14 protein-coding genes are annotated in these 13,912 nt (G+C 42.1%); 6 read left to right on the plus strand and 8 right to left on the minus strand.

What is annotated here, in order from left to right; all coding sequences use genetic code 11:
• Positions 1–2 precede the first annotated feature (2 nt).
• Positions 3–746: a LytR/AlgR family response regulator transcription factor gene (locus AC0L13_RS03005; RefSeq protein ID WP_473643816.1), complete on the plus strand. Its 744-nt coding sequence runs from the start codon at positions 3–5 to the stop codon at positions 744–746.
• 100 nt (positions 747–846) lie between these two features.
• On the opposite strand, the gene AC0L13_RS03010 is transcribed toward AC0L13_RS03005, so the two are convergent.
• On the minus strand, positions 847–1,194 hold the full coding sequence (locus tag AC0L13_RS03010) for a thioredoxin family protein (RefSeq protein ID WP_473643818.1): 348 nt from the start codon (positions 1,192–1,194) through the stop codon (positions 847–849).
• 389 nt (positions 1,195–1,583) lie between these two features.
• Here AC0L13_RS03010 and AC0L13_RS03015 point away from each other — a divergent pair, with 389 nt between their 5' ends.
• On the plus strand, positions 1,584–2,858 hold the full coding sequence (locus tag AC0L13_RS03015) for an L-cysteine desulfidase family protein (protein ID WP_473646826.1): 1,275 nt from the start codon (positions 1,584–1,586) through the stop codon (positions 2,856–2,858).
• A 35-nt stretch (positions 2,859–2,893) separates the two neighbouring features.
• Positions 2,894–3,838: a thioredoxin-disulfide reductase gene (gene trxB, locus AC0L13_RS03020; RefSeq protein ID WP_473643820.1), complete on the plus strand. Its 945-nt coding sequence runs from the start codon at positions 2,894–2,896 to the stop codon at positions 3,836–3,838.
• Positions 3,839–3,957: 119 nt separating this feature from the next.
• Here the strand turns inward: trxB and AC0L13_RS03025 are convergent, their stop codons facing one another.
• The 5 genes from AC0L13_RS03025 to AC0L13_RS03045 are packed head-to-tail and all read right to left on the minus strand — an operon-like array spanning position 3,958 to position 9,107.
• Positions 3,958–4,911, minus strand: coding sequence for an AEC family transporter (locus tag AC0L13_RS03025; protein ID WP_473643821.1), 954 nt, complete (start codon positions 4,909–4,911; stop codon positions 3,958–3,960).
• A 57-nt stretch (positions 4,912–4,968) separates the two neighbouring features.
• Positions 4,969–6,135, minus strand: a complete 1,167-nt coding sequence (locus AC0L13_RS03030) for a M20 family metallopeptidase (RefSeq protein WP_473643824.1) — start codon at positions 6,133–6,135, stop codon at positions 4,969–4,971.
• Between the two features lie 17 nt (positions 6,136–6,152).
• A complete protein-coding gene (locus tag AC0L13_RS03035; protein WP_473643826.1) occupies positions 6,153–7,637 on the minus strand; it encodes a tripartite tricarboxylate transporter permease in 1,485 nt (494 codons plus the stop codon).
• Between the two features lie 27 nt (positions 7,638–7,664).
• Positions 7,665–8,108, minus strand: a complete 444-nt coding sequence (locus tag AC0L13_RS03040) for a tripartite tricarboxylate transporter TctB family protein (RefSeq protein ID WP_473643828.1) — start codon at positions 8,106–8,108, stop codon at positions 7,665–7,667.
• An 18-nt stretch (positions 8,109–8,126) separates the two neighbouring features.
• Positions 8,127–9,107: a tripartite tricarboxylate transporter substrate binding protein gene (locus AC0L13_RS03045; protein ID WP_473643831.1), complete on the minus strand. Its 981-nt coding sequence runs from the start codon at positions 9,105–9,107 to the stop codon at positions 8,127–8,129.
• Positions 9,108–9,238: 131 nt separating this feature from the next.
• Here AC0L13_RS03045 and AC0L13_RS03050 point away from each other — a divergent pair, with 131 nt between their 5' ends.
• From AC0L13_RS03050 to AC0L13_RS03060, 3 genes are all read left to right on the plus strand, one after another.
• Positions 9,239–10,135 carry a LysR family transcriptional regulator gene (locus AC0L13_RS03050; RefSeq protein WP_473643833.1) on the plus strand — a complete coding sequence of 299 codons (897 nt, stop codon included), beginning with the start codon at positions 9,239–9,241 and terminating at the stop codon, positions 10,133–10,135.
• An 88-nt stretch (positions 10,136–10,223) separates the two neighbouring features.
• Positions 10,224–11,039, plus strand: a complete 816-nt coding sequence (locus AC0L13_RS03055) for a VOC family protein (RefSeq protein WP_473643835.1) — start codon at positions 10,224–10,226, stop codon at positions 11,037–11,039.
• Positions 11,040–11,061: 22 nt separating this feature from the next.
• The gene (locus AC0L13_RS03060) at positions 11,062–11,832 is read left to right on the plus strand and encodes a helix-turn-helix domain-containing protein (RefSeq protein WP_473643837.1); all 771 of its coding nucleotides are present in this window, start codon (positions 11,062–11,064) and stop codon (positions 11,830–11,832) included.
• A gap of 147 nt (positions 11,833–11,979) precedes the next feature.
• Here AC0L13_RS03060 and AC0L13_RS03065 read toward each other — a convergent pair whose 3' ends face one another.
• Both AC0L13_RS03065 and AC0L13_RS03070 read right to left on the minus strand, forming a co-directional pair.
• A complete protein-coding gene (locus AC0L13_RS03065; RefSeq protein WP_473643839.1) occupies positions 11,980–13,080 on the minus strand; it encodes a hypothetical protein in 1,101 nt (366 codons plus the stop codon).
• Positions 13,080–13,748 (minus strand): N-formylglutamate amidohydrolase, encoded by a 669-nt coding sequence (locus AC0L13_RS03070; RefSeq protein ID WP_473643842.1) that lies wholly within the window; start codon positions 13,746–13,748, stop codon positions 13,080–13,082. Before AC0L13_RS03070 ends, AC0L13_RS03065 begins: the two co-directional genes overlap by 1 nt.
• Positions 13,749–13,912 lie beyond the last annotated feature (164 nt).

The raw sequence follows: 13,912 nt of genomic DNA on the forward strand, positions 1-13,912 counted from the left end.
TCATGAATGCACGAACGTTAATTGTCGATGATGATAATAGTTGTATTGCCGATTTGAAAGGCTATCTTGCATCTTATCCGATTATCAGCTTGGTCGGTGAAGTGAATAGCTCTGAAGAAGCAGTCAGTTTTTTGGAAACTCATCCAGTCGATGTGATCTTTCTTGACATAGAAATGGGCGGGGAGGACGGAATCCATTTTGCACGCTTAGTTGAGTCTCTCTATCCGAAAATGATGATTGTCTTCGTGACCGGCCATCCCCAATTTGCATTGGAAGGCTATGAAGTCCATCCAGTCGACTTTTTAACCAAACCCGTCAATCCTGGACGCCTTCAGAAAACACTCTATAAGATCGAGGAGCGCTTACTGGGCATGACGTTTACGAGAGATGCAAAAATCGGTCTGAATGTTCCGGGCGGTATTCATATGATTCTTGTCAGTGACATTCGGCTGATTGAAAAGAAAGGGCGGAAAATCTTTGTGGAGAACAAAGAAGGCATGAGATATGAAACGCGGGAGACGATGAAGAAGCTGGAGGAGATTCTTGGTCCGTTCGGATTTTTCCGTACCCACCAATCCTTTCTTATCCCGCTTAACACTATTATATCCGTAACACCTGACTCTTTCTCCCGTTCATACACGGTCCAATTGAAAGGCTATGATTCTCTCGTTCCCTTGAGCAGGAAGAACTATAATGAATTGAAAGATAAGCTGCAGGAACAGACAGAGGGATTGACAATCCACTAACCTTTTTCTAAAGCATATTTGCTATTTCTAATTTATTACACGGAAAAACCACCAATTTACTACTGTTGGTGGTTTTTTGTCCGACAAGGTTTCATCCAAATTAATATGCATCTTTCAAGAAATCGAGTAATTCATCCTCAAACATAGCACCGATAAACGATTTTACAACTTCGCCGTTTTGAAATAGCAGCAGTGTCGGAAATGCCATCACATCATAAGCAGCTACTATCTCACTTTGGTTTTCCAGCACATCTTCCATCGTCACTTCATGTTTCACAAACTTCACTTTGCCTGCAAGCATACTTGCAACACTTTCCAATGCAGGAACCATTGCTTCACAAGGTCCACACCCCTCGGTCCAAAAATCAATTAACACTGGTAATTCAGATTGAAGCACTTCTTGATTGAATTGTTCTTTCGTAATATCAAGTACGTTTGAATTCGTCATTCTTATCCCTCGCTTTTCTCTATAAAGATCATCTTTGGTTGGTAGCGCTTGTGAATAGAAGTGCCATCACTATACGCTTTCTATGATGTAAATTGAGAATATCTTTCTTTTCGTTCAAGTACAATACGCTTTGCCAATCAGGGTATATTCACATGCAAATAGGGAGAAAAAAATATCTTTAATGGATATTTATGGATATAGAGAAAATACTAATGCCAAAATTAGCACGAATCCTACCATGATTAGCAATCTCTATTGAACTCTGTTAAGTCGGAGGATAGGCTATGAAGAGAAGTTCTGAAACATTCGAATTGGAAATGGATGCGAGGATATTAAGTGTGGGCGAAGGGATGTCTTGCGTTCAATGGAGGGGAAACGATTTGTTACAAGTGAAGAAGGATAAGTTTTTAGCGTTGCTTGAAAAGGAATTGGTTGTGGCGCTCGGTTGTACGGAGCCGGTGGCGATTGCGCTCGCGGCTGCGACAGCAAAAAGCCAAGTGAGCGGTTCGATCGAGGAAGTTATCGTGAAGGCTAGCGGCAATATAATTAAGAATGCAAAATCGGTCGGCATTCCCGGGATGTCCGGGAAGGGGCTCGACTTTTCTGCCGCAATTGGCGCAGTTGCGGGGAACCCGGAGAGGAAGTTGGAAGTGCTTGCTGGGCTGACGAAAGATGATGAACGCCGCGCTTTTGAGTTGATTGATGCGGGAAAAGTGAAGGCGGAACAGGCATATACGCCAAAGCTATTATATATAGAAGTGATAGTGAAGACGGATGAACAGCATGCAAGGATTATCATTACGGACAACCACAGCAATATCTCCTTGATCGAAGTGGACGGCAAGCCGATCGTGCATGGTGGTTGCGAAGATATCGGCGTCCAATCGGTGGGTTCTGCACCGGCAGAGTTGTCGATCGATGAGATTTATGCTTGGGTCCTCCGCGCCGACGTGAACGAGCTTTCTCTCGTGAAACGAAGCATTGAGTTGAACCGGGCGATCGGAGTGGAAGGGCTTTCGGGAAATTACGGATTGAATGTTGGTAGAACAATTAAAGAAAACGTCAAGAAAGGAATTCTTTCTGACGATCTGACGACAGCTGCGATGGCGCTTGCTGCTGCCGGCTCGGACGCAAGGATGGCCGGCTCCACGATGCCTGTCATTGCGAATACTGGAAGCGGCAACCAAGGGATTGCGGTTACGTTGCCGGTCGTCGGTGTCGCAGAGAAGCTTGGCGTATCTGAGGACAAGATGATCCGGGCGGTGGCCCTCAGCCATTTGGTGACAATCCATATTAAATCGAAATTCGGACGGCTTTCCGCGTTATGTGGCGTGACGACGGCGGGGATGGGTGCGAGTGCAGCGATTGTCTATTTGCTCGATGGGACGCTGCAGCAAGTGAAGGCTGCTGTGAAAAACACTATTGGTAACGTATCTGGCATGATTTGCGACGGGGCGAAAGCAGGCTGTGCGATGAAAGTGTCGACCTGTTCGAACGTGGCGGTGCAATCCGCTTTACTCGCACTGAACGAACAAGAAATTCAGTCGACAGATGGATTCATCCACGATGATGTGGAGAAATCGATCGACGCGTTCTGCACGTTAGGAAATGAAGGGACGCGCCGGACGGACGAATGGATTTTGAAATTGATGATGGATAAATAAAGACATAATTTTATACTGACTTGGAGTGAACAGAGATGAATGAAGAAAAAATATATGACGTAATCATTATTGGAGCAGGTCCTGCAGGCATGACGGCAGCTGTATATGCATCACGTGCAAACTTATCGACATTACTGATAGAACGTGGCGTAGTGGGCGGACAAATGGCAAACACGGAGGAAATCGAGAATTACCCGGGGTTTGAAACGATTCTCGGACCGGATCTCTCAAAGAAAATGTTGGAGCATGCGAAGAAGTTCGGGGCGGAATATGCATACGGCGACATTAAAGAAATCATTGACGGCGAGGCATACAAAACGATCTTCGCAGGGGCCAAGCAGTTCAAGGCAAAGGCGATTATTATTGCGGCCGGAGCCGAGTATAAGAAACTAGGCGTGCCGGGGGAGCACGAGCTCAGAGGCCGCGGCGTTTCGTATTGTGCTGTTTGTGACGGAGCGTTCTTCAAAGGGAAGGAACTCGTCGTCATCGGGGGTGGTGATTCGGCAGTCGAAGAAGCAGCTTATTTGACGCGTTTCGCTTCAAAAGTGACGCTCATCCACCGTAGGGACGAATTGCGGGCACAAGCAATCTTGCAAAAGCGGGCGTTTGACAATGACAAGATAGAATTCATCTGGAGCCATTCCGTCAAGCAAGTCAATGATGAGAACGGTAAAGTAAGCAGTGTGACGCTTGTTTCGACGAAAACGGGAGAAGAGTGCGATTTCACGACGAGCGGAGTCTTCATCTATGTCGGCATGCTTCCGTTGTCCAACCCGTTTGCAAAACTGGGCATTACAAACGAGAACGGCTATATTGAAACGAACGAGCGGATGGAAACTGCTGTACCTGGTATCTTCGCAGCAGGCGACATCCGTGAAAAGATGCTACGCCAAGTTGTCACGGCAACCGGAGACGGAAGTATTGCAGCCCAAAGCGTCCAGCATTACTTGGAAGAGCTGAATGCGGTGCCTGTGCTATAACTTGTAAATTGTAATACAGAAAGCTGATGACTAAAACATGTCGTCAGCTTTCTGTTTATATGTGATTTCTTGTAGTCACCAAAATGACGATAATCACCATTAGCTCGACTTAAAAATCATCAAGGGATTATTAATAAATTCAGCAAATAAATCATTATCGGTATCGTCAGCAATGCGGCGAGCGTGGAGAAAATAGTCGTGATGACACCCATCTCTTCGTCTGCGGAATACTTAGCAAACAGAATGGATGAAAGAGTCAAGGTTGGCATGGCAGCCTGAATGAGCAAGGTTTGCAGCATCACCAAATTAAGAGACAAGGTTTTGCCGATCAAGACGGTAAAGACCGGCAGCAAAATGAGCTTGACCATTATCGGCAGCCACAGAGTCGATCTCGATATTTGCAGCCCTCGTGCAGGTTTCGTTTGAAAGAGGTTCATCATCATGATTCCGATGTAGAACATGGCCAGCGGGGCTGCAATGGCTGCTAAACGATCGAACAAATCTACAATGAGTAGCGGCGGGCGGTATTGGAAAATCGCCATTAATATTCCTACGATGATGGCAATGATTGGAGGATTGATCATTGTACGCAACATGCCTAATCCAATTCGACGGTTTTTTTGAAGCAACAGAGCACCAACAGTCCAGATTGTAAAGTCCACCCCTGCGTCAAACATGGCTGCATACAAGGCTCCTTCAGGTCCTAATAGTACAGCACATAGTGGAATTCCGATAAATCCTGTATTCCCTAATCCGGATAGAATGGCAAGTTCCTTTGCTCGGTCGACTTTCTTATGAAATACAATTGCAAAAAGATATCCAATCCCAATGCCCAGTACGTTAATACCAATGGAAAGGAAGAATACAAGTAGTATTTTTTGAAGAAGATCCCCGTTAATGTCCACTTGTAAAATACTCGACAAAATGATGCAGGGCATACCAACGTTTACAATGAGACTAATAAAGACGTTCCGCGTGTCTTCGTTAAAATGGAATGTTCGCGCCAGAATGACTCCAATCGTAATCATCAAAGTGATAATTCCGATAGAATGAAAGATTAAACCGAGCGTCAACAGGTTTCCTCCTTTCTGAATAGAAAGCACTGTGCTTTATGCACAGTGCTCAGCTAATTAATTGTGAGTTTTTAGAAATTCAAGAATGGAATGGACGAGCAGCAGGGTTCTTGGCTCAAAAGTGTCAAGTTCCATATATTCATCTATCCCGTGCCAGTTTCCGCCTACTGGACCCATTCCGCAGATTGTCGGGATGCCTAAGGAGGCAGTGAATCCCGCGTCGGCAGCACCTTTTGTACGTTGTTCGGTTATATTAATACCAAGTTCACTGCCAGCGCATTTTACTGCATTAAATAGTTTTTCCACACCACTGTGCTTTTCCATTGGTAACATGCCAATATCTCCAGACAGTGTACTCTTAGATCCGTCGACATAAGAATGGTCGACAATTTTACGGATTTTCTCTACTGTTTGTTCGTACTGATCCAATGTCCAAAAAGCAAGGTGAATGGTAGCTGATGCGGATGGCGACACGACGTTGTTACCTATTCCGCCATGAATCTTGCCGAAATTTATTGTTATACCATTTTCGATATCCATTAGTTTATTAATTTCAATCATCTTTCTTGCAAGTTCATCGTTAGCACTTATACCGTTTTCAATAAAAGCCCCCGAGTGGGCTGCTTTTCCTTCTACGTCAATCCTCAAATGGGCTGAACCTTTGCGCGCAGTAACGACTGATCCATCCGGACGGCCGGGCTCGAGGTTAAATACAGCAAGTGCAGTAGCTGCACGTTCTTCGATAATCGATCGGGAATTAGGAGAACCGATTTCCTCGTCAGGCGTGAAGAGAAGTTCTATTTCGCAAATATCTTCTTCTGCAAGTTCTTTGAGAGTCGCAGCGGCTTCCATCATTGTCACAAGCCCAGATTTCATATCCGATACACCCGGGCCTAGAAGCATGTTGTTGTCTTTTACAAAAGGACGCTCATCTGCCGTCCCAATGGGAAATGCTGTGTCCATATGTCCCATGAGTAGAATTTTACCATGCCGTCTTCCGGGCACCGTTGCAATGATTGTATCCCCATAGTTTTCGTTTGGCTTGATTTGATATTTTATGCTATCACGGTCAAGCCTTTGACGAATCAATCTTCCTACCTGGTCAACTGACTGCTTGTCTAAAGCAGAACTATCCGTATTCACCAATTCTTCCAGAAAATCAACCGCCGATGGCTGTCTTTCCTTTATGTAACGTGTGATCTCCTTTAGTACTTCAGTCTGCATTTGCTCCTTACTCCTCCTTACGCTTCCAATTTCCTTTTTCTCCATTCCTTGATCATAATCACCGCGAAAATCGTGAGAGTAATAGCGAGAATTACTGCGCTCACTGGGCGGGTTGCAAAGATGGAAAAATCATTATGCGATAGTAGCATCGAACGACGGAAGTTTGTTTCGACAATCGGTGCCAAGATCAATGCCAACAACATCGGCGCCAGTGGAAGGCCGACTTTTAACATAATGTAGCCTAACAATCCGAATACGAGCATGATCAGCACATCAAATGTGGAGTTCGCAATCGAATACGAACCAAGCAAGCAGAGTACAACGATTGCTGGCATTAGGATTTCTTCGGGAATTTTAAGGATTTTCGGGAACACTTTTGATGCTCCTAAACCTAAAACAAGCATGAAGATGTTTGCAAGGATCAATGCTATGAAAATACCATAGACAATATCGCCATTTGTCGTAAATAGCATAGGACCTGGTGTCAGCCCTTGAATCATTAAAGCTCCAAGCATAACAGCGGTTATTACATCTCCTGGAATGCCGAGTGTCAAAAGGGGCACAAGGGCACCGCCCGTGACCGCATTATTCGCCGATTCGGTTGCGGCAATACCATCGACATTTCCTTTGCCGACTGACGATTTATCTTTTGCGACTCGTTTCCATTCGTTATAAGCGACAAATGAAGCTACACCCGAACCAGTTGCCGGGATAATACCGACAAATGTTCCAATAGCGGATGAACGCAATAAATTGAACCAGTTGCGCTTTAATTCCACAGCTTTCAGACCGATAGAAGAGTTGCCGATTTTACTTCTCAGCTGTTCTGTTTTCCCTTCCAAACGGCTTAATACTTCAGAGATGGCAAACAGTCCAACAAGCGCGGGTACTACATCGATGCCATTCAGTAAGTTTGCATTGCCGAACGTAAAACGGTTGACCCCTGTAATAGGGTCCATACCGATAACAGCAATGAACAGACCGATTAAACCCGCGATAACCCCTTTTAATAGAGAGTCGCCAGAAACACCAGCAACGATTGAAATTCCGAACAGGGCAAGAGCAAAGTATTCTGGAGGTCCAAACGACAAAGCAACTTTTGCTAGTTGAGGTGCGATGAAAATGAGGGCCACACAGCTAAATAATCCGCCTATGACAGATGCAACTGTTGTCATCGTCAAGGCCTTCTTGGCTTCTCCCTTTTTTGTCAACGCTGGACCTTCCAAAAGGGTAGCAGCAGCTGCAGCAGTACCAGGCGTACCAACGAGGATTGCGGTGATTGAACCAGCGTATACCGCACCAACATATACCCCGAGCAGGGCACTGAAACCTACTACTGGATCTAATCCAAATGTAAGCGGGATGAGTAGGGCCACCCCCATCGTTGCAGTCAGCCCAGGAAGTGCGCCAAAAACAATTCCAAGGCCTACTCCGAGCAGGTTGGCAAGAATTGCGGCCGGTGCTAAGGCGAATAATAAGCCAGCGATGAATTCTTGAGACATGAAGCATCCTCCTTTCGATACGTTAATTTAAGGTAATGGAATCTTAAATGCCATTGTGAAGATGAAATAGAGTAAAATCGGCAGGACAACAGCAACACTTGCGAGCAACACAACCTTCCGTAATCCAAAAATCCATTGGGCTGCAAGCAGAAACAGGATGGTGGAAATGATAAATCCTACCCAAAAGAAAAGTAATATATAAGTTATTAACAATACGATGAATAAAATGATCTTTCCAACAGCTGACCGATCAAACTGAATATGTGAAACGCTTTTCTCTTTCTTGAGACGTAAAACTCCTCCCACAATTAGCAAGGCTGCAGTAATCGCTAATAGCGTCAAAATCAGTTTCGGAAAGAAATCCGGCCCATAAGCTTGTCCATTTCCAAATTGTCCGGCCATCAAGAACCCTATTGCTGATAGCAGCAATAGAATTCCGCCTGTAGAGATGTCTAATATTTCTTTTCTCATCTACACATCCCTCCTTGATTAGTTGTTTAGCGATTTGATTACTTCTTTATTCTTTTCATTCTCTTCTAATGTTTTGTTCGTAAAATCCTCTGAATTTAGGAAGGAGATTGGCAAGCCTGCTTTCTTGAACTGAGCAATGACTTCTTCATCTTCGAGAGCCTTCTTAATACTTTCCTCAAGCTTATTAACAATGTCGTCCGGAGTATCTTTTGGTGCCATAAATCCGAACCATGCACCTGTACTAATCAATTCATAGCCAAGTTCTTTGAACGTAGGTACATCTGGTAGTTCTTTCAGACGTTCGTCAGAAGTCACCGCTAAAATCGTAAGACCATTTCCATCATGGGGTAACAGTTCGGAAATTGTGTTAACAGACGCATCAACATGATTACCGAGCACTGCAGTTACTGCTTCTGCTCCGCCTTCAAAAGGAATATGCTCCATGTCAAGATCTCCCTGACTTTCAACAAATGCAGCTGTTACGACATGCTGGTGAAGCCCTGCCCCGGTCGTTCCATATGTCACACTCTCTATTCTTGCAACTTCAAGCAACTCATTTAAACTACTAATGCCAGAACTTGAATTTACAGCAATTCCATAGGGAGCTTCTGTAATTTGTGCAATTTGCTTAAAGTCTTTTGTAACGTCATACCCTACGTTGTTGGCATTCGGCGTGAGTGTAGAAGGACCGACCGCTGTGAGGATAATATTATAACCGTCCGGTTTTGCCGTTTTCACAGCAGTCATTCCTGTAGAACCTGCACCGCCAGGCTTTGAAATAATGTTGACCGTCTGACCAAGGTCTTTCTGAATGGAGTCACTGATAATACGAGCTTGAAGATCTGCACTACCTCCAGCGGCATATGGTATGGTCAATGAAATTGCCCTTGACGGATAATTATCTTTTTTGTCTGCATCTGCTGCATTGCCATTACAGGCAGCCAACCCCATTACCAATCCTCCAACCATTAAAACACTCATTATTTTTTTGAATTTCATTCATTTTCCCTCCCAATATTTTTATCTGATTAAAAATTGATGCTAATTAGAATCTTATATTGAAAACGATTACATGTAAAATATATAATAAGAGTAGTATGTATATAAAAAATATATAAAGGAGGGTTTTTATGGATTTTGATCGACTGCGGTATTTTATTATGGTTGTAGAAACAGGCTCCATTTCAAAAGCGGCGATTGCCCTCAATATGACACAGCCACCTCTCAGCATTGCCATTCAGAAATTGGAAGAGGAATTAGACGTTAGTTTGTTCATTCGAAGTGGCAAACGACTTACGTTAACGGAGACGGGTCATCTCCTTTATAAACGGGGAAAACAATTGATGCTATCTACTAGTGAAATTATGAAAGAAGTTGCTGAACACGATTCCGGGGAATACGGAACTGTCACAATCGGATGCTCGACAATTGCTAATATCACTATCATTCCCGAGGTCGTCAAGCGGCTAAATGAGCGCGGAAGTCGAATCACAATCCGTGTTCTTGAAGGGAATACTGCTTTTATATTGGAACAGCTTCGATTGCATAAGATGGATATAGGACTTGTCCGTAATATTTTCGACAAGAAAGACTTTCATACGACCGCCCTACTGACTGAGTCCCTCTATGTTGCGCTGCCGCCCGGACATCCGCTTGCGGATAGGAAAACAATTGAATTGAAAGAACTTAAAAACGAAAACTTTCTTATGCCGCACACTACCCTTGGCTATGGTATCTCTGACTTTATATTGGAAGGATGCGATGCAGCTGGCTTTACGCCTAATATTATCTATTGGGGTACCGAAACTTTTCCTATGCTTAACATGGTCCGAGAAAATCTCGGAATTGCATTCGCTCCTGCTCTCTTCCAAAATATTAACAACTATGAACTCCCACCTCTCGTCGAACTAATTAACCCAACCATTGAAGCTAAACTCAACCTAGTTACTTTAAAAAACTCTATCCAAACAGCTGCCACTGAACAGTTCTTGGCGGTGACAAAGGAAGTTATTGAGGAATTGAGATAAGAAGGTCTTGACCTTAAACTTACTCGAACCTTTATAATTAAAATAGGTAGAACATACCGAATTTATTTTCAAAAAGGGGATGGAACAAATGGCTTTCCGTTGGGATGGTGGATTTATTATGGTGGCTTGGGACAAGTTTGAAGAGGGGATTGAATGGTATACCAAGCATATGGGTTGGACTTGTTTAGATAGTGTCGTTACACCTGTCGGAAAAAAGGCTTTCCTTAAAATGCCGAGATTAGGTGTGGTGACATTGAAGTCCTTTGAAGGGGAATTTGAACATTTTAAATCTGAAGGCGGTTTTGAAGGACATACTAGGGTAGGATTTGAGGTGGCGAATCTTGAGGATACTCTTTCCTATTTTGAAAAGGAAGGGATCAAGATTTCGAATATGGTTACGTTGCCTGCTGGACAAGTTAGTTTTGATATCCAAGCTTTTGATAATGCAAGGCTTACAGCAGTACACAATAAAGCTTTGGAAGGGCAATTCCTTGAAGCTAGGGTAACGGGTTTTGGTGATGTTAATGTAAGAATAGGTGTAAAAGATATCAATAAGGCTGTCACTTGGTATAAAGAGAACCTTGGGGTTCAAATAGTAGAACAAAATGACAATTACGCACACTTACAAGTTGAGGATGCATATGACTGGATGCAGCTCTCTCAAGTGTTTTATGACAATATATGGTTGGAAAAGATTGAAGATATGCCTTTCGAAAAAGCAAACCCTACAGTTCGTAATTACTTTGACATCAGGCCAGAACTATTTCATGAAACGTACAATCAACTTAAGGAAAATGGCTTGCACCCATCTGAAGTTGCTGGTAATCCCCATAATGGCTGGGCAGGTTTTCATTTCTTTGATTTAGATGGAAATCGCATTAACGTTTGGTCTTATCCTGCGTAACAGCAAAAGGAAGTGAAGAGAAATGGGGATGAAAATCAATGAGTTTTCTGAGCGAACTGGCCTGCCGCCTAGTACTCTTCGTTTTTATGATCAAAAAAGGTTGTTGGAGCCTAAACAACGTTTAGAGAACGGCTATCGAATTTATACAGACGATCAAGTATCCCAAGCATTGATTATTCATTCGCTTCGTTTGGCTGATATTTGCATTGAAGACATTTACCAATACTTGCATTCAAGCGAGGAAGAGAAGGAACGCTTAATTTCCAATTGGAGACATGATGTAGACTCGAAGATATCTTCATTGAAGATTGCCAAACAATATTTAAATGGTGTGACTGCTAAAGAGCAACATATCAATTTAGTGAAATGGGACGAACCAATAATATTTATATGGTTTAGACATGAAGTGCCAAGAGAAACAAACCCTTTTCAGTCTCTGATGATCTCTGAATTGGAGAAGGTTAAAAAATTGGGGCTAGGAGCTAGACCTGGTATTTTTATAAGAACATTAGAATCAAAAGGGAATACAATGGTTGGCGAAGTTGGATTCATTCTGAATAAAGGGTATCCATCCAACGTGATTGACGATGCCGGTACTATGTATATAGAGAAACAAGAACCAACGATTTATGCTACGATGGAGTGTAATGTGTACGATCCGTTTATGTGTTTTAATTTTATGAGGCTTGTCCATCGTTTTGGTTTTAAGTCGAAAGGATTAAAGTTAGAAAAGTTTGAGTCGCCAAATGAAAGCACTTTTAGTTATATGATTCCACTTTTGACTCCTCATTAATTCTACTATGTGTCAATTGAAAAAAGAACGTCCGAAATTGGGCGTTCTTTTGTTTTAACTAAAAAGAGAAAAGGCACAGAGACGTGAAATGCACCTGTCAGCGAATGGTCTCCTGCAAAAAACGACCGGATGAGCAGTCGTCAAAATTTACTTCACTTTCGATCGTTCAACAGAAAGAGATGCAAAGATAACAATAGGCGAAATCGTCACAATCAGAAGTATTATTTTCACTATGTTTTCAATGGAATCGGCCTTGACGAAGTTAAATATCGTAAACCAAAGCGCAATGATCGGTAGAATGAGCTTGTTTATATGTTTCATTAATAAAAACTTCATGCTTCTTCTTACTTTTACGACCGTCCCTATATTAGGAATGTCCAATTCGTTTCTTGTCGTTGCAGGAATACCGATATATAAGTGACTATCTGTAAATTCGTCTTCGACTTTAAAAACTTCCCCGATATGTTTCGTATCTAGTTCCAGTATCGGTAACTTTACACGTTTCCCGTTGTAGGCAATAACGATTTTTTCGCTTTCTTCAACACCTAGAAATCTCCTGATGTTTGGATGTATCCTAGAAACTTTATGGCTTTCATCGAACGGATAAATATATCCGATTCTTAGCTCTATCTCACGATATCCAATGAACCAATTTCCGATAGTTTTTACTGTATTGGTACAAAAAGATTTTACCTTTTTTACGATCTTTCGAGTCATTGAGACATTATCAATGGGTGATTGAATAATGACAAGTTTTGTATCGCTATCTTTTTCTATGTTTAGAAGTAACATATGATATCGATTGATAAAGACTTTATTTGGTGTCGTGTTATCTTTTCTTGCACGTAACTGTAGCTTCATTCTAAAACCAGTTTGGGTATTAATAAGTTCTACTCGGTTCGAGTACTTTGCAATTATATCAGGGGAAGCATAGACAATTTTCTTTTTAATATCATCCACTTTCGGAATTCCTCGATTGATAAATTGAAATTCAGCAGGATGAATGAAGACGGACTTCGTTTTGGAATCCAAACATTGTAAGCACCTTTTCGATAGCTTTGCTTGTCCAATTTTAATAGTAGAATTGGAAAGAATCATACATCTAACTTCATTGCCGTATTCGTCCCCAACTGTAACGAAAAGATAGTTTTCCGTTTTTAATTTTGTTAAATCCTTTGGGTGAACTTCTATTTGATATCTTGCGACGAATGAAGGCGTGTTTGTCAAAATATAGCTGGGTGTTTCCATTACAATGAGTCCTTTCCGAAGTGTTCGACAATGTCAATTAACGATTGCAGTAATGTCGAAAACTGAGCCGTATTATTCGGGTTGCGATACAAATAGTTAATCTCCATTTGTATGGCATTGATATTAAGTTTATTTTTTGTGAAATGAGTGATCGTTCCTTTGTGGGAAGCAGGGAAGGTATCGTTCACTCGAATATCATGAATTCCATTCTGATTGAACAGATTTTTCATAAAGGAAACGCTGATTTCATCAATAGACGTTCCGTACATCGTTCCTAAATCGATATCGAATTCTCGAGCGGCAGCAGCACCATGCAAATCGATAACAAGACGAATATCATTTTGTGCGCAAATCTCTTTAATCGCATCCTTGTATTTGCCACCAATCGTGTAGTTAGGATCTTCATCTGCTATTCGATTACTATAAATACAAAAACAATTTGTATAAAGTTGAATCATAGACGTAATCGTTCCCGTATATAAATCTGCTTTTTTCACTTTATTATTCCTCATATGATTGACAGAATGCGGTGCTGAAATGAGAACCGGCTTCGTCCCAAGCTTCACTTCATATGGTAAAAGAGAATGTTCAAATCCATTGTATTCATTATAAGAAAATTGGCCTTCGATAATATCCGACATGCTCTTTACGTCCGATTTAGAGAACATAATCTGCTCCTTTTACAGTTAAATTCTACATCATAGTAACGTAGTATGATAAGATGATCTGATGAATTTTGAAGAAATTGTAAGCCTGTTTATTCCGCCTCTAAGGACACTAGGAAGCATCCGATTAGCTCAATTATACTACTTATTCTTATTTTTATTAATTC

The organism is Sporosarcina sp. QA0331 (assembly GCF_055808055.1).